The sequence below is a fragment of the Streptomyces sp. NPDC007856 genome (assembly GCF_042868225.1).
Classification (GTDB): domain Bacteria; phylum Actinomycetota; class Actinomycetes; order Streptomycetales; family Streptomycetaceae; genus Streptomyces.
The window spans coordinates 1-23,111 of the sequence record NZ_JBIAEC010000018.1; the positions used below are offsets into that span (position 1 = coordinate 1).

Annotated in this window: 24 protein-coding genes and 1 pseudogene; 20 read left to right on the forward strand and 5 right to left on the reverse strand. The window is 73.9% G+C overall.

What is annotated here, in order from left to right; translation table 11 throughout:
• Window positions 1–305: 305 nt before the first annotated feature.
• Window positions 306–1,169 carry a polysaccharide deacetylase family protein gene (locus ACFYOH_RS34470; protein WP_388633990.1) on the reverse strand — a complete coding sequence of 288 codons (864 nt, stop codon included), beginning with the start codon at window positions 1,167–1,169 and terminating at the stop codon, window positions 306–308.
• Between the two features lie 386 nt (window positions 1,170–1,555).
• Window positions 1,556–2,140, reverse strand: a complete 585-nt coding sequence (locus ACFYOH_RS34475) for a hypothetical protein (RefSeq protein WP_388633992.1) — start codon at window positions 2,138–2,140, stop codon at window positions 1,556–1,558.
• Between the two features lie 160 nt (window positions 2,141–2,300).
• On the opposite strand from ACFYOH_RS34475, the gene ACFYOH_RS34480 reads away from it, so the two are divergent.
• From ACFYOH_RS34480 to ACFYOH_RS34490, 3 genes are all read left to right on the forward strand, one after another.
• The gene (locus ACFYOH_RS34480) at window positions 2,301–2,627 is read left to right on the forward strand and encodes a putative quinol monooxygenase (RefSeq protein ID WP_388633995.1); all 327 of its coding nucleotides are present in this window, start codon (window positions 2,301–2,303) and stop codon (window positions 2,625–2,627) included.
• 210 nt (window positions 2,628–2,837) lie between these two features.
• The gene (locus ACFYOH_RS34485; RefSeq protein ID WP_388633998.1) at window positions 2,838–3,842 is read left to right on the forward strand and encodes an aldo/keto reductase family protein; all 1,005 of its coding nucleotides are present in this window, start codon (window positions 2,838–2,840) and stop codon (window positions 3,840–3,842) included.
• Between the two features lie 486 nt (window positions 3,843–4,328).
• Complete coding sequence (locus ACFYOH_RS34490; protein WP_388634001.1) at window positions 4,329–4,673, forward strand: DUF3040 domain-containing protein; 345 nt, start codon at window positions 4,329–4,331, stop codon at window positions 4,671–4,673.
• A gap of 203 nt (window positions 4,674–4,876) precedes the next feature.
• Here the strand turns inward: ACFYOH_RS34490 and ACFYOH_RS34495 are convergent, their stop codons facing one another.
• Entirely contained in the window at window positions 4,877–5,440 is a 564-nt protein-coding gene (locus ACFYOH_RS34495; protein WP_388634003.1) for a hemerythrin domain-containing protein, read from the reverse strand.
• 92 nt (window positions 5,441–5,532) lie between these two features.
• On the opposite strand from ACFYOH_RS34495, the gene ACFYOH_RS34500 reads away from it, so the two are divergent.
• Window positions 5,533–5,673, forward strand: coding sequence for a hypothetical protein (locus tag ACFYOH_RS34500; RefSeq protein ID WP_388634006.1), 141 nt, complete (start codon window positions 5,533–5,535; stop codon window positions 5,671–5,673).
• Between the two features lie 57 nt (window positions 5,674–5,730).
• Here the strand turns inward: ACFYOH_RS34500 and ACFYOH_RS34505 are convergent, their stop codons facing one another.
• Window positions 5,731–5,979, reverse strand: coding sequence for a hypothetical protein (locus ACFYOH_RS34505; RefSeq protein WP_388634009.1), 249 nt, complete (start codon window positions 5,977–5,979; stop codon window positions 5,731–5,733).
• A 722-nt stretch (window positions 5,980–6,701) separates the two neighbouring features.
• Here ACFYOH_RS34505 and ACFYOH_RS34510 point away from each other — a divergent pair.
• The 15 genes and pseudogenes from ACFYOH_RS34510 to ACFYOH_RS34580 all read left to right on the forward strand — a co-directional run.
• A pseudogene (locus ACFYOH_RS34510) lies at window positions 6,702–7,655 on the forward strand (NAD-dependent epimerase/dehydratase family protein); the annotation flags it as partial.
• A gap of 310 nt (window positions 7,656–7,965) precedes the next feature.
• Window positions 7,966–9,600: a carbamoyltransferase gene (locus tag ACFYOH_RS34515; RefSeq protein WP_388634011.1), complete on the forward strand. Its 1,635-nt coding sequence runs from the start codon at window positions 7,966–7,968 to the stop codon at window positions 9,598–9,600.
• Entirely contained in the window at window positions 9,597–10,592 is a 996-nt protein-coding gene (locus tag ACFYOH_RS34520; protein WP_388634014.1) for a glycosyltransferase family 2 protein, read from the forward strand. Before ACFYOH_RS34515 ends, ACFYOH_RS34520 begins: the two co-directional genes overlap by 4 nt.
• Window positions 10,589–11,464 carry an HAD-IIIA family hydrolase gene (locus ACFYOH_RS34525; protein ID WP_388634017.1) on the forward strand — a complete coding sequence of 292 codons (876 nt, stop codon included), beginning with the start codon at window positions 10,589–10,591 and terminating at the stop codon, window positions 11,462–11,464. The genes ACFYOH_RS34520 and ACFYOH_RS34525 overlap by 4 nt, the downstream gene beginning before the upstream one ends.
• Entirely contained in the window at window positions 11,461–12,471 is a 1,011-nt protein-coding gene (locus ACFYOH_RS34530; protein WP_388634020.1) for a glycosyltransferase family 9 protein, read from the forward strand. Before ACFYOH_RS34525 ends, ACFYOH_RS34530 begins: the two co-directional genes overlap by 4 nt.
• Entirely contained in the window at window positions 12,468–13,430 is a 963-nt protein-coding gene (locus tag ACFYOH_RS34535) for a glycosyltransferase (RefSeq protein ID WP_388634023.1), read from the forward strand. Before ACFYOH_RS34530 ends, ACFYOH_RS34535 begins: the two co-directional genes overlap by 4 nt.
• Complete coding sequence (locus ACFYOH_RS34540; protein ID WP_388634026.1) at window positions 13,427–14,659, forward strand: glycosyltransferase; 1,233 nt, start codon at window positions 13,427–13,429, stop codon at window positions 14,657–14,659. Before ACFYOH_RS34535 ends, ACFYOH_RS34540 begins: the two co-directional genes overlap by 4 nt.
• Entirely contained in the window at window positions 14,656–15,357 is a 702-nt protein-coding gene (locus ACFYOH_RS34545) for an SIS domain-containing protein (RefSeq protein WP_388634029.1), read from the forward strand. The genes ACFYOH_RS34540 and ACFYOH_RS34545 overlap by 4 nt, the downstream gene beginning before the upstream one ends.
• Entirely contained in the window at window positions 15,354–15,527 is a 174-nt protein-coding gene (locus tag ACFYOH_RS34550; protein WP_388634033.1) for a hypothetical protein, read from the forward strand. Before ACFYOH_RS34545 ends, ACFYOH_RS34550 begins: the two co-directional genes overlap by 4 nt.
• Entirely contained in the window at window positions 15,524–16,945 is a 1,422-nt protein-coding gene (locus tag ACFYOH_RS34555; RefSeq protein ID WP_388634036.1) for a PfkB family carbohydrate kinase, read from the forward strand. The genes ACFYOH_RS34550 and ACFYOH_RS34555 overlap by 4 nt, the downstream gene beginning before the upstream one ends.
• Window positions 16,946–17,407: 462 nt before the next feature.
• Window positions 17,408–18,397 carry a glycosyltransferase family 9 protein gene (locus ACFYOH_RS34560; RefSeq protein ID WP_388634038.1) on the forward strand — a complete coding sequence of 330 codons (990 nt, stop codon included), beginning with the start codon at window positions 17,408–17,410 and terminating at the stop codon, window positions 18,395–18,397.
• A complete protein-coding gene (locus tag ACFYOH_RS34565) occupies window positions 18,387–19,328 on the forward strand; it encodes a glycosyltransferase family 2 protein (protein WP_388634041.1) in 942 nt (313 codons plus the stop codon). Before ACFYOH_RS34560 ends, ACFYOH_RS34565 begins: the two co-directional genes overlap by 11 nt.
• Window positions 19,329–19,445: 117 nt before the next feature.
• The gene (locus tag ACFYOH_RS34570) at window positions 19,446–19,904 is read left to right on the forward strand and encodes an STAS domain-containing protein (protein ID WP_388634044.1); all 459 of its coding nucleotides are present in this window, start codon (window positions 19,446–19,448) and stop codon (window positions 19,902–19,904) included.
• Between the two features lie 120 nt (window positions 19,905–20,024).
• Window positions 20,025–21,545: an ANTAR domain-containing protein gene (locus ACFYOH_RS34575; protein WP_388634048.1), complete on the forward strand. Its 1,521-nt coding sequence runs from the start codon at window positions 20,025–20,027 to the stop codon at window positions 21,543–21,545.
• Between the two features lie 95 nt (window positions 21,546–21,640).
• The gene (locus ACFYOH_RS34580; RefSeq protein ID WP_388634051.1) at window positions 21,641–22,093 is read left to right on the forward strand and encodes an RpiB/LacA/LacB family sugar-phosphate isomerase; all 453 of its coding nucleotides are present in this window, start codon (window positions 21,641–21,643) and stop codon (window positions 22,091–22,093) included.
• A gap of 56 nt (window positions 22,094–22,149) precedes the next feature.
• Here ACFYOH_RS34580 and ACFYOH_RS34585 read toward each other — a convergent pair whose 3' ends face one another.
• Window positions 22,150–22,515: a DUF6479 family protein gene (locus tag ACFYOH_RS34585; protein WP_388634053.1), complete on the reverse strand. Its 366-nt coding sequence runs from the start codon at window positions 22,513–22,515 to the stop codon at window positions 22,150–22,152.
• 165 nt (window positions 22,516–22,680) lie between these two features.
• On the opposite strand from ACFYOH_RS34585, the gene ACFYOH_RS34590 reads away from it, so the two are divergent.
• Entirely contained in the window at window positions 22,681–23,052 is a 372-nt protein-coding gene (locus tag ACFYOH_RS34590) for a ferredoxin (RefSeq protein ID WP_388634055.1), read from the forward strand.
• Window positions 23,053–23,111: the final 59 nt, after the last annotated feature.

Consider the following 23,111-nt stretch of genomic DNA (forward strand, 5'->3'; position numbering starts at 1 on the left):
GCGAGAACGATCGCCAGCATCAGCACTTTGTTGCTCGTGAGATCCATGGGCTGTTACCTGCCTGCGCTCTCCGCCCGGCGCCGCCCGCGCTTCGTCGCGAGGGCTTGCCCGGGGCTTTCCATGGCCTTTGACCCGAGGGGTTCAAGGTTTCTCGCGGAACTACGAGATGCGATGTCTGTCAGATAGATGAGCAAATATCGGGCGAGGTTCCGACCCGATCAGCCCGGCCGCCGCTCATACCGCGCGGCCTGCGCCCCGGCGCCGAAGGGTGCAACGGCTGCGAGACGCACTGATTTCTGGCCGGTTCACCGTCCGGCCGGCGGCTGGATGTAGTCCTCCAGGCGGGCCACCGCGAAGCCCTGTTCCCGGACGCGCCTGAGCAGATTCGCGAACATCTCCGTCATGGTGGCGCCCTTGAGCTCCGCAGGGCCGCGGAAATGGGCGAGGATGATGTCGCCGGGACGCAGCTTCCCGCCTGGCTCTTGGTACTGCATATTGCGAATCTGCATGGACTCGCGCCACCAGACGATCGCTCGCGGCCCGCACTCTCCCACCGCGATCTTGGTGTTGTCGTTGTACGCCCCGTAGGGCGGCCGGAAGAGGAACGGGGCGGTGCCGAACTGCTGGGTGAGGATCTTCTGGTCGCCGCACACCTCTTGCTTCTGGCGGACCAGTGGGATGGTGTTCATCGCGGGATGGTGCAGGGTGTGGTTCTGGATGTGGTCGCCCAACGCCTGCAGTCGCTTGAAGTACCCGTAGTCCGACTTGATGGCGTCGTTCATCAGGAACATCGTGATCGGGATCTTCAAGTCCCGCATCATCTCGATGAACTTGGGGTCCTTCTCCAGTCCGTCGTCGACGGTGATGAAGACGACCTTCTGGGATGTCGGTACGTGGGCGAAGACCGGAACCGGGCCGGTCGCGGACAGCTTGATGGGTTTGTCCGCCGGGGGCTCGGGAGCCGCGGGCAGCGGTGTCAGGCCCCACTTCCGCCAGGCGGCAGGCTCAGCCGTCGTGACGTGCGACGCGGTCCCGGGCGTGCCGCCGGCGGTGGTGGCCGCCGGACCAGTTGCGTTGCCACCGCTCGTGCCACAGCCGCCTACGGAGAGCGCCAGGAGCACGGTGGCCAGCGGGACGTGGAACCTGCCGCCCATGTTGCGTCGCTTCACCGCACCGGTCTCCTGACTACAAAGCTGACCATGACTCTGCTGGGAAGATAACCGCGGCATGAAAGGCGAAGTTCAGCGGCGTGAAAGGCGAAGTTCAGCGGAGGGTGAGAATATGACCAAGCCGGTGCGGCGGGTGAAGGAGTCGCGCGGCTGGGGTTGAAGAGGATGGGGCGTAGAGCGCCCTGTTGCCATGCGGTCTCAGCTCATGCCGTCCACGTGGAGCTGGGCGCGGGAGCACCCCCGAAGCAGCGCCGGAGGACAGGTGCCGAGCGAACTCGCGCGGCGGCTGTCCAGCAGCCGCCACGGACGCGCCCGCTCCGCTGCGTACGCTACCCGCGCCTGCCGGGCAGCCGCCTCGGCCGACCGTCAACCGCCGCCTCGGCCCGCTAAAGGGCTTGGTCTTCTGACGGATGCCCGCTGGACGGGCCTGGTTCCCGGCCCCGGTGGTGTGCGGAGGCTTCCGCGACCTGCTTGAGCGCAGACGCCGTGGCAGAGTCACCGACCCTGGCGGGTTCCTCGTGCGGGTGGCCCTCGTGGCGGAAGTGGGAAGGCTCCAGCCTGTCGCCGGGACCGCGGTGCTGCGACAAGGTGCCGGCGGAGTCCGTGCGGGCAAGGTCGGCGTCGGCTGGAGGGGGCCGCCTGCCGTACTGAGTGTCGTTCTCGGCGTTTCCAGCCCTGTCGGCCTTGGGTGCCTCCTCCTGGGCGCCTCGTCGGGGGCCCGGCTGGGTCAGCCACGCCACGGCCGCGCCGGTGAGCGCCACGGGCCATTCCACCACCCCGGCGACGCCGAGCACCCCGGCTCCGGTGTAGACCGCCATCCGCCGACCGCGTGGAGAGATCGCTCCGATCCAGTCCAGCGCACTGTCGGCGGCCTTGCCCACCTGCTGGGCTCCGGGCAGCCGGCGCAGCCCGGAACCGACTGCCCGAAACGGCTGCGGAAGATCCGATGAACTCGTCCTGACCTGGCTCATGTCCTGCTCCCTCCAACGTTCACAAGGGGTGCCGGCTCCCGAGTTTCCCGATGTCACCCCGCATATGCCCCCTGCAAGCAGCGGGCCCAGCAGCCCCATGCGCGGCGGCCGCCCGTCGTCCTAGGATGAGTGAAGATCAAATGCGATCAGGGAGCGTGAAATGATCTTTATCACGGCCAAGTTCCGGATCAAGCCGGAGTACGCGGAGAGGTGGCCCGAGATCTCGCGAGAGTTCACGGAGGCCACTCGCAGTGAGCCCGGCTGTCTGTGGTTCGACTGGTCGCGCAGCCTCGACGATCCGACCGAGTATGTGCTCGTCGAGGCGTTCCGGGACGGTGACGCCGGTGCCGCGCATGTCCAGTCCGCCCACTTCAAGTCGGCGCAGCAGACCCTGCCACCCCACCTGGTCGAGACGCCCCGCATCGTGAACGCGGTCCTGGAGCAGGACGACTGGTCCCTGCTCGGGGAAATGGCCGTCCAGGGCTGACGGAGCCGCGGAGGGGCAGGGGAACGCGACTGCCGAGTACGTTCGGCAGCAGTAGGCAAGTGCTGTTGTCCGGGGGCACGAAATGATCTGATGATGGCCCTGTCAAGCATCCCTCCAGTAACCCCCGGATGCCGAGCCGGCGGCAGACCATGGTGCGCTCGCACCGGGCCGTGCCGACTGCCTCGCGGAGCCGACCAAAGGACTGCCCCTATGGAATATCGCCAGCTCGGCCGCAGTGGCCTGGTCATCAGCGAGATTGCCTACGGCAACTGGCTGACCCATGGCTCGCAGGTGGAGGCGGAGGCGGCGACCGCGTGCGTGCGCGCGGCGCTGGACCTCGGCATCACCACCTTCGACACGGCCGATGTCTATGCGGCAACGCGTGCCGAGTCGGTCCTGGGCGATGCGCTGAAGGGCGAGCGCCGCGAGGGACTGGAGATCCTCACCAAGGTGTACTGGCCGACCGGACCGGGTCGCAACGATCGGGGGCTCTCGCGCAAGCACATCATGGAGTCGATCGAAGGGTCGCTGCGACGCCTGCGGACCGACTACGTGGACCTGTACCAGGCGCACCGGTACGACGTGGCCACGCCTCTGGAGGAGACGATGGAGGCGTTCGCCGACATCGTCCACTCCGGCAAGGCCCACTACATCGGTGTTTCCGAGTGGCCCGCGGAGCAGATCCGGCGAGCTCACGCGCTGGCGCGGGAACTGCACATCACTCTGGTGTCCAATCAGCCCCAGTACAACGCCTTGTGGCGGGTGATCGAGGGAGAGGTCGTGCCCACCTGCGAGGAACTGGGCATGGGTCAGGTGGTGTTTTCTCCGATCGCGCAGGGCGTGCTGACGGGCAAGTACGAGCCCGGTCGGCGGCCTCCGCAGGGCTCGCGGGCCACCGATGACAAGGGCGGGGCCGACATGATCGCGCGGTGGATGCGCGACGAGGTGCTGGAGGCCGTTCAGCGGCTGAAGCCGCTGGCAGTCGAGGCCGGGCTGTCGCTCGCGCAACTGGCCGTGGCCTGGGCGCTGCAGAACGCCAACGTCTCGGCCGCCATTATCGGTACCTCGCGTCCGGAGCAGGTCGAGGAGAACGCCAAGGCGTCCGGGGTCGTGCTGGAGGCCGACCTCATGGCCCGTATCGAAGAGGTCCTGGAGCCGGTTGCGGTCACCGACCCCAAGCGGGTCCACGACAATGTGCCGCAGCGCCGACCCTGAACCATCGACGCCATTGCGGTGATCGGAAGTCGCGACCGTTTTGGCGTCCGAGCCGATTTCCGTGAAGCGTCACAACCGCACGCCCCGGCTGATCCGGCTCACAGCCGAATGAGGTGGCCGGGGTAGCAGTGCTCCACGACGGGGGGCTCGCGCGGCGGCCAGGTGCAGCGCGTAAGCCATCGCACGAGCCCTCAGTATGGCCGTGACCTGCGGCCGCGCCACACTACGGAACGTTGATCAGCATCCTGTGCCCGGACCGTGAGCAGCAGGTCACCGAGGCGGACCGCCGACCGCCGGTACGCCCGACGCGCCTGGCAGGGCCGGGAATCCGGCGTCGACCAGGCAGAGTGCGCACACCGCGAGGCCCGGACAGGGCATCACCGAGGAGGGCGCCGGGGGATCGCGGCTCCGCATTGGCCGGGCCGTCCGGGGAACTCGGGTGCGCGGGGACGGAAACCGCCGATGGGCGGAGGAGGTGCCGTTGCCGTGGACGACTGGGAGACATGGGAGATGCACGACGAGGTACGGCTCTGGCCGCGCGAACGACTCGCGCTGCTGCAGATCGAGAACTCCCTCAGCCAGGACCGCAGGTTCGCGCGGCGCATGGGCGACACCCGTCGAGAGGTGTGGCTGCCGGTGGCGGTGCTGCTGCTGGGCATCGCCTCGGCGTTCGCGGCCGTCATGGGCGTCCGTACCTCGGACCCCGCACTGCTGTGGTGCTTCGCGCTGCTGTGGCCCCTGACCCTCTTCCAGGCGTTCCGTCTCCTGTGCCGAACCGTCCGCCGCCATTGCCGCTCCCGTTCCGGAGACGGCGTGCGGCCGTGGCTCTGAGAGTCCCGGGACGGGTCGGCGTGCGGGTCCTGTCGCGCCGGTGACCTGTCAACCCGTACCTTTTCATGGCGGCAGGGCGGCCCCGCCGATACGGCGCTGATCGGGGCCGTGGCGCCGAGGCCGGCCGGCCCGTCCGGCGCTGATCGGGGCCGCGGCGCCGAGGCCGGCCGGCCCGTCCTGGGCCGGCCCGGGCGCCCCGTCCCTCAGCTCTCCCTCCCCCGCCCGGACAGCGCGTCGCGCATCCGGTCGACCAGGCCCGCTCCCGGAGCCAGCAGCTTGTTGGCCGGGGGAGTGTCCGGCGCCGAGGGATGCGGACGGGTGGGGGCCATCTTCTTGGCGCGGCGCACCTTGTCGCCGAGGTTCATCAGCGTGTCCGCCGAGCAGGCCGCCTCCAGCTTCGGGAAGAGGTTCTGCTCCTCGTCCATCACATGGGACCGGATCTCGCTCATCAGCTGTGCCATGAGCGCGTCGAACCGGGCATCGTCCGCCTGCAGGCCCTCCATGTCCTTCATGATCTGCTCGGCCTTGGCGTGGTCCTCGATCTCCTTGTCGGCCATGGCGTCCCCGCCGGTGATGTGCTCGCGCACCGCCGGGTACAGATAGGACTCCTCCGCGACCGAGTGCCGTACCAGCTCGATCGTCGCCTGGTCGGCGAGCGCCTTGCGGTCCTCCGAACCGGGCGGCAGCGCCGCGATACGGTCGAAGATCTCCTCCACCTCACGGTGATCGGTCGTCAGCTCCTGGATGACGTTTCCGCCGTGACCCATGTCGTCACCTCCTGCGAGACATCGGCGGCCGATGAGCGGCCTGCCGTCGCCGCGCCGAGTGCCCCGGGTACGCCGCGCTACACGGGGTGTCCGTGCGTGATCGGCGCGCCGAGTGCCGGGCCGCGGCCGGCCGGCCCGCCCCGGACCGCGCCCACCGCCACCAGTGGTCCAGCAACTCCTCGCTCACCGCCCCGGCGTCCACCAGCGCCGGCCGGCCCATGGCCCGGGCCTGAGCGCTGCCCTGGCACCGCCCGCGACCGGGCCCACGGCGATCACCGGGGCGCCGGTGCTCAGGGCCCGCACCAGGCCGGCAGCCGGGTGATGAAGACGAGGTCGCAGCGGGCGACCAGCGCCAGGAACTGCTCGGCCGTGGCGCAGCCGCCTGTCGTCCGCGGCCAGGCGGGTCCCGGCCGGGAGGCGTGCGCAGCCCCGGCCGGCCGGCCGCTGAGCCGCGCGTCGACCTCGGCGGCCAGTCGTCGACAGGCCCTGAACCTGGCATGCAGCGCGTCGACTTGGGGTCCGTGTAGCGGGCCGCACACGAAGAGCAGAGTGTCGTACGCCTCCGGCCGGACCGCCTCCAGCGACAGCTCGCCGGGACGGAAGCCCGGGCTCCACGCGATGTCGTGCCGGATGCCCGCCGGGCCGGTTCGGCCGATTCGTGGGCCGACCAGGCCGACCGGTCGGGGCCGATGGCGGTCGTCCTCGCCAGTTGCTTCTTCCGGCCCGCCGTCTCCAGGCGGGCCGGCAGCGCCTCGTAGGCGGAGGTGTCCCGGTCCCCGCCGACGATGTTCTGGTCGGTGCCGACGTACGCCGAGTACCGCTCGGGGTGGTCGCGGGCCAGGCGCAGGCCGATGACCGTGCCGAAGCTGTTGGCGAGGAGGATCACCTTGTCCACCTTCAGGCGGGTGCGTGCGCCGCTGGGCGAGCACGTCCCCGGCCGCGTCCAGCTCCCTGCGGGTGTCGCCGCCAGTCGTCTCCACCTGCTCCGACGTCGTTGGAGTCGCGCGAGGACCCGGCCTTCCGGACAATGAGAGTGCAACGGGTGAAACCAACTGGCAGGGGAACTCTGGCGCCCATGCCGTCCAGCAAGCGGCGGCCGTCCAGGGCGGCCCTCCGGACCAGCGGGGCCCAGCCCTCTTCTTGATTTTCCCAGTACTTCCCTCAGCGGCCCGACACATTCGGGCCGGCGACGCGGCACGCGCCGAACGCCCAGGCAGGGGCGTTCCCAGGGTGCGACGACGTGACGAAGGAACAGCCCCCCATGACTGGTGACACACCGTTTTTCTGGCGGCGCGCCCTGGTGACCGGAGGCGCCGGCTTTCTCGGCTCACATCTGTGCGAAAGGCTGCTGGATTCGGGGGTCGAAGTCGACTGCGCCGACAATCTCGCCTGCGGGCGGCGGGCGAACGTCGCCCCTTTCGAGGACCGGCCCGGTTTCCGGTTCGTACAGCTCGACGTCTGTGCGCCGGACTGTGTGGAGCTGCTGCCGGGGCCGTACGACCTGGTGCTGCACTTCGCCTGCCCGGCCTCGCCGGCCGACTATCTGCGCCTGCCCCTGGAGACTCTGGACGTCGGCAGTCTCGGCACCCGCAACGCGCTCGCGATCGCCGAGCGCGACGGGGCGCGCCTCCTGCTCGCGTCGACCTCCGAGGTGTACGGCGATCCGCTGGTGCACCCGCAGCACGAGGGCTACTGGGGCAATGTGAACCCGGTCGGGCCGCGCAGCGTGTACGACGAGTCCAAACGGTTCGCCGAGGCACTTGTCACCGCGCACGCCGGGACCAGGCGCACCGACGCCGGGATCGTGCGGCTGTTCAACACCTACGGGCCGCGGATGCGGGCCCACGACGGCCGCGCGGTGCCCACCTTCATCTGCCAGGCACTGGCCGGGGAGGCGGTCACGGTGACCGGCGACGGCAGCCAGACCCGCTCGCTGTGCTACGTCGACGACACCGTCGACGGTGTCCTGCGGGTGGCCGCGAGCAGGTCCGTGCGGCCGGTGAACATCGGCGGCAACGACGAGATCACCGTCGGTGACCTGGCCCGCCGGGTGGTCGCCCTGACCGGCTCCCGGTCACCGATCGCGTTCATCGACCGGCCCGTCGACGACCCGGGCCGGCGTCGCCCCGACACCACCCTCGCGCGCGAACTGCTCGGCTGGTCACCCCAGATCCCCTGGGAGGAGGGGCTGAAGCAGACCATCGCCTACTTCGCCGCCCAGCAGCCGGATAGGGAGCCGGCCTCCGGCCCGGGGGAGGAGCCGGCCTCCCCGCCGCCGGTCGCTGAGTCGGGCCGGGAGCCGCCGGTCGCCGGGCCCGCGCCGGAGCCGCCGGTCGCCGGGCCCGCGCCGGAGCCGCCGGTCGCCGGGTCGGCACGGAAGCCGCCGATCGCTGAGCCGGCACGGAAGCCGCCGGTCGGTGAGCCGCCGCCGGAGCCGCCGGGCGAGGAGTCGGCGCGGCGGCCCCCGGGAGGCACATCCGGGCCGCAGTCCTGACCCCCGACCGCCAGCGTCCTGGAGACAGCGCATGCACGTCCTCGGTATCAACGCACTCTTCCACGACCCCGCGGCCGCCCTGCTCACCGACGGCAGGGTCGTGGCGGCGGCGGAGGAGGAACGGTTCTCGCGCCGCAAACACGGCAAGCGGCCGGTCCCCTTCTCCGCGTGGGAACTGCCCGAGCAGTCCGCCCGCTGGTGCCTGGACCAGGCCGGCCTCACGCCGTCCGACCTGGACGCCGTCGCCTACTCCTACGACCCCTCGCTCGCCCGCCCCGCCGACCGGATGGGCCTCGACGACCCCTGGGACCACGTGCGCCAGGAGTACGCCCGCCAGGCCCCGAACTTCCTCGCCGACGCCCTGCCCGGGCTCGACCCGGCCAAGGTGCGGTTCGTCCCCCACCATGTGGCGCACGCCGCCTCCGCCGGGCCGGTCTCGCCGTACCCGGACTGCGCCGTCCTGGTCCTCGACGGCCGCGGCGAGTGCGGCTCCCATCTGGCCGGCCGCTACACCGACCGCGAGCTGACCGTCCTGCGCACCCAGCAACTCCCGGATTCCCTCGGCCTGTTCTACGAGGACCTCACCCAGCACCTCGGCTTCCTGCGCAGCAGCGACGAGTTCAAGGTGATGGCGCTCGCCTCCTACGGCACCCCGCGCTTCGCCGGGCGACTGCGGGAGTACGTCCGGGCCGACGACCGGGGCGGTTTCCGTGCCCGGCCGGTCCCCTGGGCCGACCTCGTCCCGCCGCGCCCGCCCGGTGGTGCATGGAGCCGGGACCACGCCGACCTCGCGGCCAGCGCCCAACTCTGCCTGGAGGAGGCCATGCTCGCCCTGGCCCGGTGGCTGCGCGAGTGCACCGGCGAGGACGCGCTGACCATGGCCGGCGGTGTGGCGCTGAACTGCGTCGCCAACACCCGGCTGTGGCGGGAGAGCGGCTTCGAGCACGTGTGGGTGCAGCCCGCCGCAGGCGACGCCGGTACGGCCCTGGGCGCGGCCGCGCACGTCGCCGGCCAGAAGGACACGCTGGAGCCGATGCCGACCGCCGCCCTCGGCCGGGGCTGGAGCGACGCCGAGCTGCGCGAGTGGCTGGAGCGGGCCGCCGTACCGTACGAGGAGCCCGCCGACATCGCCGAGACGGCCGCCGAGGCGCTGGCCGCCGACGGGATCGTGGCCTGGTTCCAGGGCCGCAGCGAGTACGGGCCGCGCGCCCTCGGCCACCGCTCACTGCTCGCCCACCCCGGACGGGCCGCGAACCTGGAACGGCTCAACGCGGTCAAGGGCCGAGAGGAGTTCCGGCCGGTCGCGCCCATGGTGCTCGCGGAACGCGCGGCCGAGATCTTCGACGGGCCGCTGCCCAGCCCGCACATGCTCTTCGTGCACGACGTGGCCGCCGACTGGAGGGACCGCATCCCCGCCGTGGTCCACGTCGACGGCACCGCCCGCATCCAGACCGTCGACCGCGCCCAGGAACCCCTGGTCGCGCACGTGATCGACGGGTTCGAGCGGCGCACCGGGCTGCCGGTGGTCGTCAACACCAGCCTGAACACCGCCGGCCGGCCCATGGTCGACGACCCGCGCGACGCGCTGGAGTGCTTCGGCTCCGCACCCGTGGACCTGCTGGTGCTCGGCCCGTTCGCGATCCGCCGCGGGAAGGCGTTCGCATGACCGACGCACCCGCCTACACCGTCGTCGTCCCGACGATCGGCCGCCCCTGCCTCGCCGAGTGCCTGCGCGCGCTCGCCGAGGCCGAGGGGCACCCGCCGCACGAGGTGATCGTCGTGGACGACCGGCCCGAGCGCGACGGCGACCTGCCGCTGGCGGCGGCCGGGCCGCTGCGCGACCGGATACGGACCCTGCGCACCGGCGGCAAGGGCCCGGCCGCCGCCCGCAACGCCGGCTGGCGTACGGTCGGGACACCCTGGACGGTCTTCCTCGACGACGACGTCCAGGTGTTCCCGGACTGGTCCCGGCTGCTCGCCGAGGACCTGCGGGAGGCCGGTGCGGACGTCGGCGGCATCCAGGGACAACTGCGTGTCCCCCTGCCCCCGGACCGCCGGCCCACCGACTGGGAACGAGGCACCAAGGGCCTGGAGAACGCCGCCTGGGCCACCGCCGACATGGCCTACCGCACCGAGGCGCTCGCCCGGGCAGGCGGTTTCGACGAACGCTTCCCGCGCGCCTTCCGCGAGGACGCCGACCTCGCCCTCAGGGTGCAGCGGGCCGGCTGGACCCTGCGGCGGGGCCGCCGGATCACCTGTCACCCGGTCCGCCCGGCCCACTGGTGGGCCTCGCTGCCCGCGCAGCGCGGCAACGCCGACGACGCGCTGATGAACCGGCTGCACGGCCGCGACTGGTGGGCCCGCGCCCAGGCACCGCGCGGCCGGCTGCCCCGCCACCTCGCCGTGACCGGTGCCGCGCTTGCCGCGGCCGTCTGCGCCTCGGCCGGACGCCGGCGCGCCGCGGCCGTCTGCGCGGCCCTGTGGACGCTCGGCACCGCCGAGTTCGCCCTCGCCCGGATCCTGCCCGGCCCCCGTACCGCCCGTGAGATCGCCGGGATGCTCGGCACCAGCGTGCTCATCCCGCCCCTCGCCGTCCGGCACTGGCTGCGCGGAGTCGTCCGCCACCGGCACGCCGAGCCCCTGGGAGGTGCCGGGTGAATCCCTGCTCCGCCGTCCTGTTCGACCGCGACGGCACTCTCGTGGCGGACGTGCCCTACAACGGCGACCCCGACCGCGTCCGGCTCCTGCCCGGCGCCGCGGCGGCCGTCGAGCTCGTGCGCTCCCACGGCCTGGCCACCGGGGTGATCAGCAACCAGTCCGGCATCGGGCGCGGACTGCTCACCGCCGACGCCGTACACCGGGTCAACGAGCGCGCCGACGCCCTGCTGGGCGGCCTGGACACCTGGCTGTTCTGCCCGCACGCCCCGGATGCCGGCTGCGACTGCCGCAAGCCGCGCCCCGGTCTGGTCCTCGCCGCCGCCGCGCGGCTCGGTGTCCCGCCCGGCGTGTGCCTGGTGATCGGCGACATCGCCGCCGACGTCCTGGCGGCACGGGCGGCGGGCGCCCGCGGGGTGCTCGTACCGAACGCGGCCACCGCACCCGACGAGGTGGCCCGCTTCGCCGCACAGAGCGCCCCCGACCTGCTCATCGCGGTGCGTACGGCACTTACGGCCGCGGCGGACCCGGACGGGACGCGCTCGGCTTCGCCGGAGGGCGCGGGCGCGATGTGCTCGGTTTCGCCGAGGGCCACGGCCCCCGGACGGGTACGGTTCCCGTCCCCGTCCCCGTCCCCGTTGTCGGACGCTACGGCCGCCGGCCGGATGCGGTCGTGCTCGCCGCAGCCAACGGCCCCTGGCCGGACGCCGTCACCCGCGGCCGACCCCGCGGTTCCCGGCCGGCCCCTGTGGCCGTCGCCGGACTCGGCGTCTCCGGCCGGGGCGCGCCCGTCCCGGCAGGGCGCGGCGGCTCCGGACCGGGTGTGGCCGTCCGAGGGGGACGCGGCGGTTCCGGGACGGAGGCCGTCGCCATGAAGGTCCTCGTCGTCCGGCTCGACAGCTTCGGTGACGTGCTGCTCGCCGGGCCGGCCGTGCGTGCCGTCGCCGCCCACAGCGCGCACGTCACCATGCTGTGCGGTCCGCGCGGCGCGGACGCCGCCCATCTGCTGCCCGGCGTCGACGAGGTGCTGGTGTGGGAGGCGCCCTGGGAGGGCTTCGACCCGCCCGACGTGGGTCCGGCCGACATCGACACCCTGCTGGACAGGCTGCGCGCCGGGGCCTTCGACGCCGCGCTCGTCCTCACCTCCTTCCACCAGAGCCCCCTGCCCACCGCACTGCTGCTGCGCCTCGCCGGCATCGGCCGGATCGGCGCCGACAGCGTCGACCACCCCGGGCGGCTGCTCGACGTACGGCACCGGCGGCTGCCGGGCCGGCACGAGGTGGAGGCGGCCCTCGACACCGCCGCCGCCATGGGCTTCCGGCCGCCTCCCGGGGACGAGGGCCGGCTGCGCGTCCTGCCGCCCCCGGACACCAGCGCCCTGACCGGCAACGGCTCGTACGTCGTCCTGCACCCCGGAGCCAGTGCCCCCGCCCGCGCCTGGAACCCACGGCGCTGCGCGGACGCGGTCGCCCTGCTCACCGACGCCGGACACCGCGTGGTCGTCACCGGCGGCCCGCACGAACGCATCCTCACCCGGTGCGTGAGCGGGGACGTGGGCATCGACCTCGGCGGGCGGACCGGCCCGCGCACCCTCGCCGGGGTGCTGCGCCTGGCCGACGTCGTCATCAGCGCCAACACCGGGCCCGCCCATCTCGCCGCCGCCGTAGGCACCCCGGTCGTGTCCCTGTTCGCACCGGTGGTCCCGGCCGAGCGCTGGGCGCCGTACGGCGTCCCGGCCATCCTGCTCGGCGACCAGTCGGCGCCGTGCGCGAACACCCGGGCGCTGACCTGCCCGGTGCCCGGACACCCCTGTCTGGACGAGGTCACCGGACAGGACGTGGTGCGCGCGGTGCACAAGCTCATCCAGGAGCGGCACACATGAACATCCTCGTCTGGCATGTGCACGGATCGTGGCTCACCGCCTTCGTGCAGGGCCCGCACACCTACCTGGTCCCGGTCACCGACGACCGCGGACCCGACGGGCTCGGCCGGGCCGTGACCTGGGACTGGCCCGAGAGCGTCCAGGAGCGGACCCAGAAACAGCTGTGGGACTGCGACATCGACCTGATGGTGTTGCAACGGCCGCACGAACTCGACCTGGCCCTGCGCTGGACCGGCCGGCGGCCGGGAGTGGACGTGCCCGCCGTCTACGTCGAGCACAACAGCCCCGACGAGTCCCCCGAAGGCCAACTGCACCCGCTTGCCGCGCAGTCGGCGATCCCCGTCGTGCACGTCACCCACTTCAACCGGCTGATGTGGGACAACGGACAGGCCCCCACCGAGGTCGTCGAGCACGGCATCATCGATCCCGGCCACCGCTGGACCGGCACCGAGCGGCGCGCGGCCGTCGTGGTCAACGACCCCGTGCGCAGGGGCCGTACGACCGGCACCGACCTGCTGCCCCGGTTCGCCCGGTCCGCGCCCCTGGACGTCTTCGGCATGCGCACCGAAGGACTCGCCGACCACCTGGGGCTACCGCCCGAACGCTGCCGCACCCGCGACCTGCCCCAGCACGAACTGCACCGGGAGATGGCCCGCTGCCGGCTCTATCTCCACCCGGTGCGCTGGACCTCGCTCGGGCTGTCGCTGCTGGAGGCGATGTTCCTGGGCATGCCGGTGGTCGCCCTCGACACCACCGAGGTGCGCGAGGCGATACCCGAGGGCGCCGGGGTGGTCTCGAACCGCCTCGACGTACTGGAGGACGCCGTACGCGCCCTCATCGCCGATCCCGGGCTCGCCCGCCGCACCGGCACGGCGGCCCGGGCCGCGGCGCAGGCCCGCTACGGAGAGCGGCGCTTCCTGGACGACTGGGAGCGCCTGATCAAGGAGGTCACCCGATGAGCCGCATTCCGCACACGGCCGGGCGCATCGCCATGGTCTCCGAGCACGCAAGCCCGCTGGCCGCGCTCGGCGGACCGGACGCCGGCGGCCAGAACGTGTACGTGGCGCAGGTCGCCCGGCAGCTCGCCAGAAAGGGATACCGGGTCACGGTGTACACCCGGCGGGACGCGGCGGGCCTGCCGGACCGGGTGACCCTCATCGACGGGGTGCAGGTGGTGCACGTCCCCGCCGGACCGCCCGTGCCCGTCCCCAAGGACCAACTCCTGCCGCACATGGTGGAGTTCGGGACCTTCCTGGCCCGGCAGTGGTCGCTGAGCCCACCGGACGTGGTGCACTCCCACTTCTGGATGTCGGGCCTGGCCGCCCTCGCCGGCGCCCGGCAGCTCGGCATCCCGGTCGTGCAGACGTATCACGCGCTGGGCACGGTCAAGAAGCGCTACCAGGGTGCCGCCGACACCAGTCCGCCGCAGCGCCTCGCCATCGAGGAGGCCGTCGGTCACGAGTGCGCGCGCATCATCGCCACCTGCAGCGACGAGATCGCCGAACTGAAGGCCATGGGCCTGGACGAGGACCGGATCCGCGTCGTGCCCTGCGGCGTCGACCCCGACCAGTTCGCGCCCGCCGCCCGCACCCGCCGTGCCGGCACGCGCAGGAGGCTGCTGTCCGTCGGCCGGCTGGTGCCCCGCAAGGGCTTCGACCGCGCCATCCGTGCCCTGGCCGGCATCCCCGACGCCGAACTGATCGTCGCGGGCGGCCCCGAGGCCGATCTGCTCGGCAGCGACCCCGAGGCCCAACGCCTGTGCACCATCGCCCGCGAGCACGGCGTCATCGACCGCGTCACCCTGCTCGGCGGAGTCAGCCCGGCCCGCATGCCCCGGCTGATGGCCGGCGCCGACCTAGTACTGTCGCTGCCCCGCTACGAGCCGTTCGGCATCGTCCCGCTGGAGGCCATGTCCTGCGCCACGCCGGTCGTCGCCACCGCGGTCGGCGGCCAGCTCGACACGGTCGTGGACGGCACCACGGGCGTCCTGGTCCCGGCCGACGACGACCACGACCTCGGCGCCGTCGTGCGCGCCCTGCTCGCCGATCCCGACCGGCTCGCCCGGTACGGAGCCGCCGGCCGGCAGCGGGTGCTGACCCACTACACCTGGGACCGGGTGGCGGACGGTGTGGCGGGGGTGTACGGCGCCGTCGCCTCGGTCCCCCGGCTCTCGGGGGTGATGCGATGAAGACCGTCGGCGACACCACGCACTGCGACGACCTCGCCAAGGCCCTGGACGCGTTCCGCGACCACGGCTGCCTCATCGCACACTGGGGCACCGAACTCGCCCGCCGTCTGGGCGCCGGGGCCCGGCTGCTCGTCGCGGGCAACGGCGGCAGCGCCGCCCAGGCGCAGCACCTGACGGCCGAACTCGTCGGCCGCTACCGTGCCGACCGGCCGCCGTTCTCCGCGGTCGCCCTGCACGCCGACACCTCCGCCACGACCGCGATCGCCAACGACTACGGCGTCCAGGAGATCTTCGCCCGGCAGACCCTCGCCCACGGCCGTCCCGGCGACGTGCTCATGCTGCTGTCCACCAGCGGCGCGAGCGCCAACCTGCTGACCGCCGCCGACCGTGCCCGCAGCCGGGGCATGACGGTGTGGGCGCTGACCGGCCGGGCCCCCAACCCGCTGCAACTCGGCGCCGACGACGCGCTCTGCGTGGACGCGCCGGTGGCCGCCACCGTGCAGGAACTCCACCTGGTCGCCGTGCACATGCTGTGCGAGGCCTTCGACCAGGCCGTCGAACGCGGGGAGGCCGACCGGGCCGGCTCCGACGGGGTGGACGGCAGACCGGGCGTCGTCGGTCGGCTCGTCGGCCGGGCCCGTACCGTCGGCCGGTCCACGCCCGGCGCGCCCCTCGCCCAGCGGAGGGGACACGCATGACGAGCACCCGCACGCCGCTGGTCGTCGTGGGCGACGCGCTGCTGGATCACGACCTGTGCGGCCGGGCCGAGCGCCTGGCCCCGGACGCTCCCGTGCCGGTGGTGCACGGCACCCGCCGCACCTCCCGCCCCGGCGGCGCGGCCCTCGCCCAATGGAGGGGACACGCATGACGAGCACCCGCACGCCGCTGGTCGTCGTGGGCGACGCGCTGCTGGATCACGACCTGTGCGGCCGGGCCGAGCGCCTGGCCCCGGACGCTCCCGTGCCGGTGGTGCACGGCACCCGCCGCACCTCCCGCCCCGGCGGCGCGGCCCTCGCCGCCTGCCTCGCCGCCGACGAAGGCCGCCCGGTCACGCTCGTCACCGCCCTCGGTGACGACCCCGCCAGCGACACCCTGCGCGGGCTGCTGGCTGGCCGAGTGGACCTGGTGGAGGTGCCACTGGAAGGCGCCCTGAGCAGCAAGACCCGGGTCATGGCCGGAGACCGGCCGCTGCTCCGTCTGGACGACGGCGTCGGACGCGCCCGCGCGGCGACCGGCGCCGCCGAGGACGCCGTCACCGGTGCCGCCGGAATCCTGGTCGCCGACTATGGCCGGGGCACCGCCGACGTCCTCCGCGACGCCCTCGGCCGGACGACGGCCCCCCTGGTCTGGGATCCCCATGTGCGCGGCCTGCCCCCGGTCCCCGGCGTCCGTCTGGCCACGCCCTGCGCACAGGAGGCCCGCACCTTCGCCCGGCAGCTGGACGCCGACGGGTCAGGCGACGAGGCGGGGCTGCGCACCGCCGCCCGGGACGCCCGCACCCTCGTCCGGGCCTGGCAGGCGCAGGCCGTCGCCGTGACCCTCGGCGACCGCGGCGCTCTGCTCTCCCACGGCGAGATTCCGCTGCTGGTACCGACCCCGGCCGCCGTGGCGGGCGATGCCTGCGGCGCCGGCGACCGATTCGCGGCGGCGGCGGCCGGTGAACTCGCCGACGGCGCGCTCACCGAGGACGCCGTACAGGCCGCCGTCCACGCCGCCACCCGCTACGTCGCCGAGGGCGGCGCCCGCGCGCTCGCCACCGAGGAGCGGCCGGACAAGCCCGAGCCCGCCCCGGCGGGCGGCGACATCACCGGGGACGCCGTACGCCTGGCCGCCCGGGTCCGGACCGCGGGCGGCTCGGTCGTCGCCGCGGGCGGCTGCTTCGACCTGCTGCACGCCGGCCACGTCGCCCTCCTCCAGGCCGCGCGCCGGGCCGGCGACTGCCTGATCGTCTGCGTGAACTCCGACGCCTCCGTGCGCCGCCGCAAGGGCGCCGGCCGCCCCCTGGTGCCGGCGGCCGACCGCGTCCGGGTGCTGCGCGCCCTGGAGTGTGTCGATGCGGTCGCCGTCTTCGACGAGGACACGCCGGAACGCATCCTCGGCGAACTCCGCCCGCACATCTGGGCCAAGGGCGGCGACTACGCCCGCACCGAACTGCCCGAGCAGCCCCTGGTGGAGAGCTGGGGCGGCCAGGTCCTCCTGCTGCCCTACCTCGACGGCCGCTCCACCACACGCCTGGCCCACCGCGCGGCCCTGGCGCCGGCCCCCACAGGAGGACACCAGCGGTGACACCGAAAGCCCCGCACCCCGGCGCGCCGTCCGATCCGCTCGGCACCGCACCGCCTCTGCGCGCCCCCGAGGGCAGCCGGCATACGGCGCTGGCCACCCCGGCCGGTGCGGGGCTGTGCCGATGCTGCGTGTCGCGCGCCCGATGCGCAACGCCGGTCGGCGTGCCCGGCCCGCGATCCCGACGGCGCCGGTCACCCTCCCCCGCGCCGCGTGCCGCCGGGTGCCACCCGTTCCGTCTCGCGCCGCGTGCCGCCGGGTGCCACCCGTTCCGTCCCGTGTCGCACGCCGCCGGGTGCCGGCGCCGCCCCGCACAGCACCGCGCGGGCCCGGCCCGCGTCCCGGCAGGTCGCCGGCCACCCCGCCGACTCGCCCAGGCAGTGCGACCCGTGCGCGTCCCTCGCCCGCAGCGTGGTACCCGCCACCGTGCCGCCACCGCTCCCGCACCCCTGGAGGACCCGCTCGGTGACCACTCCGCACCGCCCTCCGACCGTCCTGGTGCTGCGCGCGCTCGGCCTCGGTGACCTGCTGGCCGGTGTGCCCGCGCTGCGAGGCATCCGCCGCGCCTTCCCCGGTCACCGGATCCTGCTCGCCCTGCCCCCGGGCCTGACCGAACCGGCCCTCGCCACCGGCGCGATCGACGCCGTGTTCCCGGCCGATGCCCCCGGACGGGCGGTGCCGTCCCTCACGCACTGGACCGGCCCGCCGCCCGACCTGGCGGTCGACCTGCACGGCAACGGCCCCGAGAGCCGTGACGCCCTCGCCGCCGTGCACCCGCGCCGGCTGCTCGCCCACGCCTGCCCGGACGGCCCCCCGTGGCAGGCCCAGGCCCACGAACGGGACCGCTGGTGCGCCTTCCTGCACGCCTACGGCATCCCGGCCGACCCCTCGGACCTGCGGCTGCCCCGGCCCGGCACCCGGTCCGCCGCGCCGGGCGCCGTGGTCGTGCACCCCGGCGCGGCGTCCGGCGCACGCCGCTGGCCGGGGGAGCGGTACGCCGCCGTCGTACGGAGCCTGCGCGCGGCCGGACACCATGTGGTGCTCACCGGCGGCCCCGGCGAGGAGGCCCTGGTGCGTTCGGTCGCCGAGCGCAGCGGACAGCCCGCCGGCGACGTGCTCGCCGGCGGCCTGCCCTACCGGGAGCTGTCCGCGCTGGTGGCCGAGGCGTCCCTGGTACTCAGCGGCGACACCGGCCTGGCGCACCTCGCCGTCGCCCACGGCACCCGCTCGGTCACTCTGTTCGGCCCCGTCTCCCCGCGTCTGTGGGGACCGCCCCCGAGCCCCGCCCACCTGGCCCTGTGGCAGCCGGGCCCACCCGGCGATCCGCACGGCCGCACACCCGACGCCCGGCTGCTGCGCCTCCGCTCCGCAGAGGTCGCCGCGGCCTGCCTGACCCTGCTCCAGCCGGCCCACGGCGCGCGACAGACCGGACCGGAGGCCGCGCATGTCCACTGAGTCCGCCACCGGCCTCACCCACCTTGACACCGCCGCGGGCGACCCGCGGATCACCGTCGCCGTCATCACCCGCGACCGGCCGGTCAGCCTGCTGCGCACACTCGACGCGCTGGCCGCCCTGCCCGAGCGGCCACCGGTGATCGTCGTGGACAACTCCCGCGACGACGGCACCCGCACGGCCGTGCGCGGTCACCCCGCCGTCGCCGGCCTGCTGCGGCCCGCTGCCAATACCGGTGCTCTGGGCCGCAACCTGGCCGTCCGGCAGGCCCGCACCCCCTACGTCGCCTTCAGCGACGACGACTCCTGGTGGAAGCCGGGCAGCCTCGCCCGCGCCGCCGACCTCCTCGACCGCCACTCCCGGCTCGGCCTGCTCGCCGCCCGCACCCTGGTCGGCGACGAGGCCGCCGACGACCCGCTCAACGCCGTCCTCGCCGGCTCGCCCCTTCCACCGGAGCCCGACCTGCCCGGCCGTCCGGTGCTCGGCTTCCTCGGCTGCGCCACCGTGCTGCGCACCGAGGCCTTCCGGTCCGGCGGCGGCTTCCATCCCGGCCTGTGGCTCGGCGGCGAGGAGGAGCTGCTCGCCTGCGACCTGCTGCGACAGGGCTGGTGGCTCGCCTACGCCGAGGTCCTCACCGTCCACCACCAGGCCTCCCGGCTGCGCGACAGCACGGCCCGGCGTGTCCTCGGGATCCGCAACACCCTGTGGTTCACCTGGCTGCGCCGCCCACTGCTGCCGGCGCTGCGCCGCACCGGCCATCTGATGCGCACGGTTCCCCGGGACTTCGCCTCCGTGCGCGCCTTCGCCCACGCCACCGCCGGGCTGCCATGGGTGCTGCGCCAGCGCGACCCGGTGCCGCCCGACCTGGAACGCCGGCTGGCCGAGCTGGAGCGGGCCCGCCGAACCTCACCCGCCCGGCGGTATGTCGGCTGAACCGCGCCCGGTGCGACACGCCCGTGGAGAATCGTTGCGTCGGGCGTGGGGCGGGGGCACAGTGAACCATCCCGGTCAAGACGCGGCTGGCTGATCCTTCCCGACCCAGGAAGCCCGATGTCCATGGAAAAAGGTCAGCTGTCCCGTGCCCGGGTCCGCCCCGGCGGCCCGGCCCCGCTGCTCCTGCAGATCGTGCACGAACACCGGCCCGAGACCGGCGCCGTCAGCGTCCTGAAGGCACGGGGTACCGTCGACGCAACCAACGCCATGGAGTTCTCCGAGACGCTCGCCGAGCACATCGCCCGGGCCGACCGGACCGGCGAACACGCCGTCCTGGACATGACCGAGGTGTACCTCGCCTGCGCGGCCGCGGTACGAGCCGTGGACCGGGCCACCGGCGTCCTGGCCTTCTCCGGACGCGCCCTGCCCGTCGTACAGCCCCGGCCGCATGTGCGGGAGGCGCTGCGCGCCGCGGAACTGCCGGGCGTCCGGGTGCACGCCACCATGGCGTCCGCCCTGAACTCCCTGGAGGCCCGCAGGCGGGCCGGCCCACGGCCCGGCGGCACCGGTTGGTGAGCACACCGGCCCGCCCCGTCCCGCGTGGTGGGGGCGCGGCCGGCGGCCGGGCCGTCACCGCGCACAGCGGTCAGGAAGAGGCCGCCCGAGTTCGTCGCGCCGTCCTGTCCGGGTGATGCCATGAGTCCCTCTTCCGAGCCGTCCGCCGCCCCGGCACCACTCGTCATCGAGTCGTGTGTCGTCGACGAGCTGCCCGCCGAGGCGGCGCTGCTGCTGCGCATGTCCGACAGCCTGGACGCCGCGGGCGCCCAGGCCTGGTCGGCGGAGCTGCGCGGCCATCTCGAACAGGCGGACCGCGCGGGGCTGCGGCCCGTCCTGGACATGGCCCATGTGCAGCTCGGCGGCGCCGCCGTACTGCACACGCTCAGCGAGGCGACCCGGTCGCGCATCGGACGCCCGGACCTGATCATCGTCCGCGCCCGGCCCGGGGTGCGTGAGGCCGTGCACCTCGCCCGCCTCGACGGCGTCCGGCTCTACGCCACCCTCGACGAGGCGATGCGGGAGCTGGCCCGGGCCGGCTCCCGGGTGGAGGAGCTGCCCGCCTGGCGGTCGCAGATGGCGGATCCGCTGCGCCCGAGCTACGAGGATCTGCGCAAGGAGGTCCGTGCGCTGCGCGCCCGGGTGCGCACCGCCCCAGTGATCGGCATGGCACAGGGCGTGCTCATGGTCCGCTACGGCCTGCCGGACTCCGGCACCGCCTTCCGGGCGCTGCGCGAGGCCTCGCAGCGGTTCAACGTCCCGCTGCGCGTCCTCGTCTCCGCCGTGGTCGTGGCCCGCCCGCCGGACGGCGAGGTGTGGTTCCCGGGCCGCCGCTCCCTGCCCGTGCCCCAGCTGCGGATCCTGGCCCGCGACGGCCGCGACCCCCGCTACCGGCGGCAGATGATCGACGCCGTGCTGCACGAGGCGCTGGCCATCGGGCGGGCGTCGGCCGGATACGTACGGTTCGTGGACCCGGCCGTGAACGCGCTGATGCTGGAGACCCATCACGGCTGCGCGGAGACGTTTCTCGACCTGCTCGTGCGCGGCCGGGACGAGGGCACGGCCGACGCGCTCGCCCGGCTGCGCGGACGCCGGGTGAGCGTGCCCGACGTGGCCGCCGACGTCCTGCTCTCCGAGGAGATCCGGCGCGTCCTGCTGAGCACGGGCACCGGTGCCCTGCAGAGCATCCCCGTGGTGTCCGCGGCCGGCTCCTGCACCGGCGTGATCACCCTGCAGTGGCCCGACACCGGGCGCCGGCCGACCGCCGCCCAGGCCGAGGCCCTCGGTCTGCTGGCCTCCGACACGGCGGCCTGGCTGAGCTGGTACCACCGCTCGGTGCTGCTCGACGCCCTCGAACACCTGCACCGGACGGTGACCGGCTCCGCCGTGCCCGCCGAGGACGGTGAGTGCCGTCCTGGGAACCCGGAGTCGGTAGGCACCACGCAGGACCCGGAGGGAGCCCGGCGCATGTCCAATCCGCAGCAGCCCGAACAGCGACGCAGTGACAAAGGCGGCGGCACCCCGCAGGACAGTGGCCAGATGAAGGCCCGGCAGGAAGCCGAGCGCGCCGCGGGCGGCCGCCCGCACGGCTCGGACAAGGGCGAGAAGGGCGGCGGCGAAGGCGGCGGCGTGCCTCCGGCGCAGCAGCCAGATCATCCCTGAGTCCCCGCGCCCCGAAAAGGGGCGCGGGGTTGTGTGATGTGCGGCTGCGCGGGCGCGATCGGCCACAGAGCACCCGCGGGCATTACCCTCCAGGCATGCGGATCTCCGTCTCTTCCGACATGGACGAACCCGTGGCCCGTTCACTCGTCGAGGACCTGCGGCGGCGCGGCCACGACGTGCGGACGCACGGCGCCCTGCGCCCCGGCGCCGACGCGCAGTGGGCGGCCTGTTCGGAGGCGGCAGCGCAGGATGTGGCCGAGGGTGCCGCCGATCAGGCGGTGGTGTGCTGCTGGACCGGCACGGGGGCGTCCATCGCGGCCAACAAGGTGCCCGGCGTGCGCGCGGCGCTGTGCACGGATGCCGTCACGGCGGACGGCGCGCGCCGCTGGAACGACGCCAACGTCCTCGCGCTGAGCCTGCGCCTGACCTCCGAACCGCTGCTGAGGGAGATCCTCGACGCCTGGTTCGCCGGCGAGCCCAGCCAGGACCCCGGGGACCGGCAGAACGTGGCCCGCGTCGGCCGCCTGGACGCCGCCCGGAATTCCTAGGGGCGTACGGCGGGCCGACGCGGACGGGCCCGAGTGTGGTCGTTTGCGGGTGGGGGTCAGTGGGCGCCGAGTCCGCCGCCGCCGAAGGAGCCGCTGGAACCCCGGCTCCAGCGCGGACGCTCCTTCGTCGCGCTCGGCCGGGAGTCCTGGTTCCTCAGGTCGTACGGCGTGAGCGGCCGGCCGCCCTGGGGGGTCTCGGGGACCTCCTCGTAGTCCCTGTTCTGCCGTACCTCGCGCACCGGGCCCTCCGGCGGCAGCGTGGGCTGTTCCTCGGGCCGTGGCCGAGGCGACTCGCGGTACTTGACGCGGGAGGTCATCCAGAAGCCGCCGGCGAGCAGCGCCAGGACGCCCACGGCCACGATGAACAGAACGAGGCTCATCAGGCCGCTCGCTGCGGCCAGCTGCATCGATGCGGTAGTCATAGAAGAGGAATACCCCATTCAGAACGGGACGAACCGGACGCCGACTGTGACCGGTGGTCAACGGACGGCGACCTGTCTCCTGTCGACGGCGTGTCCGGGTGCCCCAGCGCGCCTTCCGGTCCCGCGCAGTGGTTTGTGGCCCTGCACCCCGGCTACCCGCACGGTGTGACATCGCCGACTTCGCAGCAGCTCTACCGGTTCCTGGAGGACCGATTCGCGTGTGCCCAGGCGTGTACGGAGTGCGCCCGGGCCTGTGCGGTGCGCGCGAGCCTGGTCGACCCGGACGGCACCGAGCGGCATGAGCGGGTGCGCAGGCTGGGCATCATGTGCGCCGAGGTGTGCGACGCCACGTGCCACGTGCTGTGCGAGGAGAGCCAGCAGAACGAGGATGAGATCCGGGTCCGGCTGGAGTGGTGCCGCTCGGTCTGCCTGGAGTGTGCGCGCGCCTTCGACGAGCAGCCCGGCGCCGAGTCGGCGGCGGCCACCTGCCGGTCCTGCGCCGACGCCTGCTCGGAGTTCCTGCGCAGCCTCGTGTGAACCTCGACGGAATTCCCCTGGGGCGCGTCATTCCCTATTTCTGAAACACGTTCTACGGT

Bases quoted from the DNA above. Each gene is read 5' to 3' on its own strand.
- ACFYOH_RS34475 (WP_388633992.1), bottom strand. From the start codon at position 2,140: ATGAGCCAGGTCAGGACGAGTTCATCGGATCTTCCGCAGCCGTTTCGG.
- ACFYOH_RS34480 (WP_388633995.1), top strand. From the start codon at position 2,301: ATGATCTTTATCACGGCCAAGTTCCGGATCAAGCCGGAGTACGCGGAG.
- ACFYOH_RS34485 (WP_388633998.1), top strand. From the start codon at position 2,838: ATGGAATATCGCCAGCTCGGCCGCAGTGGCCTGGTCATCAGCGAGATT.
- ACFYOH_RS34495 (WP_388634003.1), bottom strand. From the start codon at position 5,440: ATGGGTCACGGCGGAAACGTCATCCAGGAGCTGACGACCGATCACCGT.
- ACFYOH_RS34515 (WP_388634011.1), top strand. From the start codon at position 7,966: ATGCACGTCCTCGGTATCAACGCACTCTTCCACGACCCCGCGGCCGCC.
- ACFYOH_RS34520 (WP_388634014.1), top strand. From the start codon at position 9,597: ATGACCGACGCACCCGCCTACACCGTCGTCGTCCCGACGATCGGCCGC.
- ACFYOH_RS34530 (WP_388634020.1), top strand. From the start codon at position 11,461: ATGAAGGTCCTCGTCGTCCGGCTCGACAGCTTCGGTGACGTGCTGCTC.
- ACFYOH_RS34535 (WP_388634023.1), top strand. From the start codon at position 12,468: ATGAACATCCTCGTCTGGCATGTGCACGGATCGTGGCTCACCGCCTTC.
- ACFYOH_RS34540 (WP_388634026.1), top strand. From the start codon at position 13,427: ATGAGCCGCATTCCGCACACGGCCGGGCGCATCGCCATGGTCTCCGAG.
- ACFYOH_RS34545 (WP_388634029.1), top strand. From the start codon at position 14,656: ATGAAGACCGTCGGCGACACCACGCACTGCGACGACCTCGCCAAGGCC.
- ACFYOH_RS34550 (WP_388634033.1), top strand. From the start codon at position 15,354: ATGACGAGCACCCGCACGCCGCTGGTCGTCGTGGGCGACGCGCTGCTG.
- ACFYOH_RS34555 (WP_388634036.1), top strand. From the start codon at position 15,524: ATGACGAGCACCCGCACGCCGCTGGTCGTCGTGGGCGACGCGCTGCTG.
- ACFYOH_RS34565 (WP_388634041.1), top strand. From the start codon at position 18,387: ATGTCCACTGAGTCCGCCACCGGCCTCACCCACCTTGACACCGCCGCG.
- ACFYOH_RS34570 (WP_388634044.1), top strand. From the start codon at position 19,446: ATGTCCATGGAAAAAGGTCAGCTGTCCCGTGCCCGGGTCCGCCCCGGC.
- ACFYOH_RS34575 (WP_388634048.1), top strand. From the start codon at position 20,025: ATGAGTCCCTCTTCCGAGCCGTCCGCCGCCCCGGCACCACTCGTCATC.
- ACFYOH_RS34580 (WP_388634051.1), top strand. From the start codon at position 21,641: ATGCGGATCTCCGTCTCTTCCGACATGGACGAACCCGTGGCCCGTTCA.
- ACFYOH_RS34585 (WP_388634053.1), bottom strand. From the start codon at position 22,515: ATGACTACCGCATCGATGCAGCTGGCCGCAGCGAGCGGCCTGATGAGC.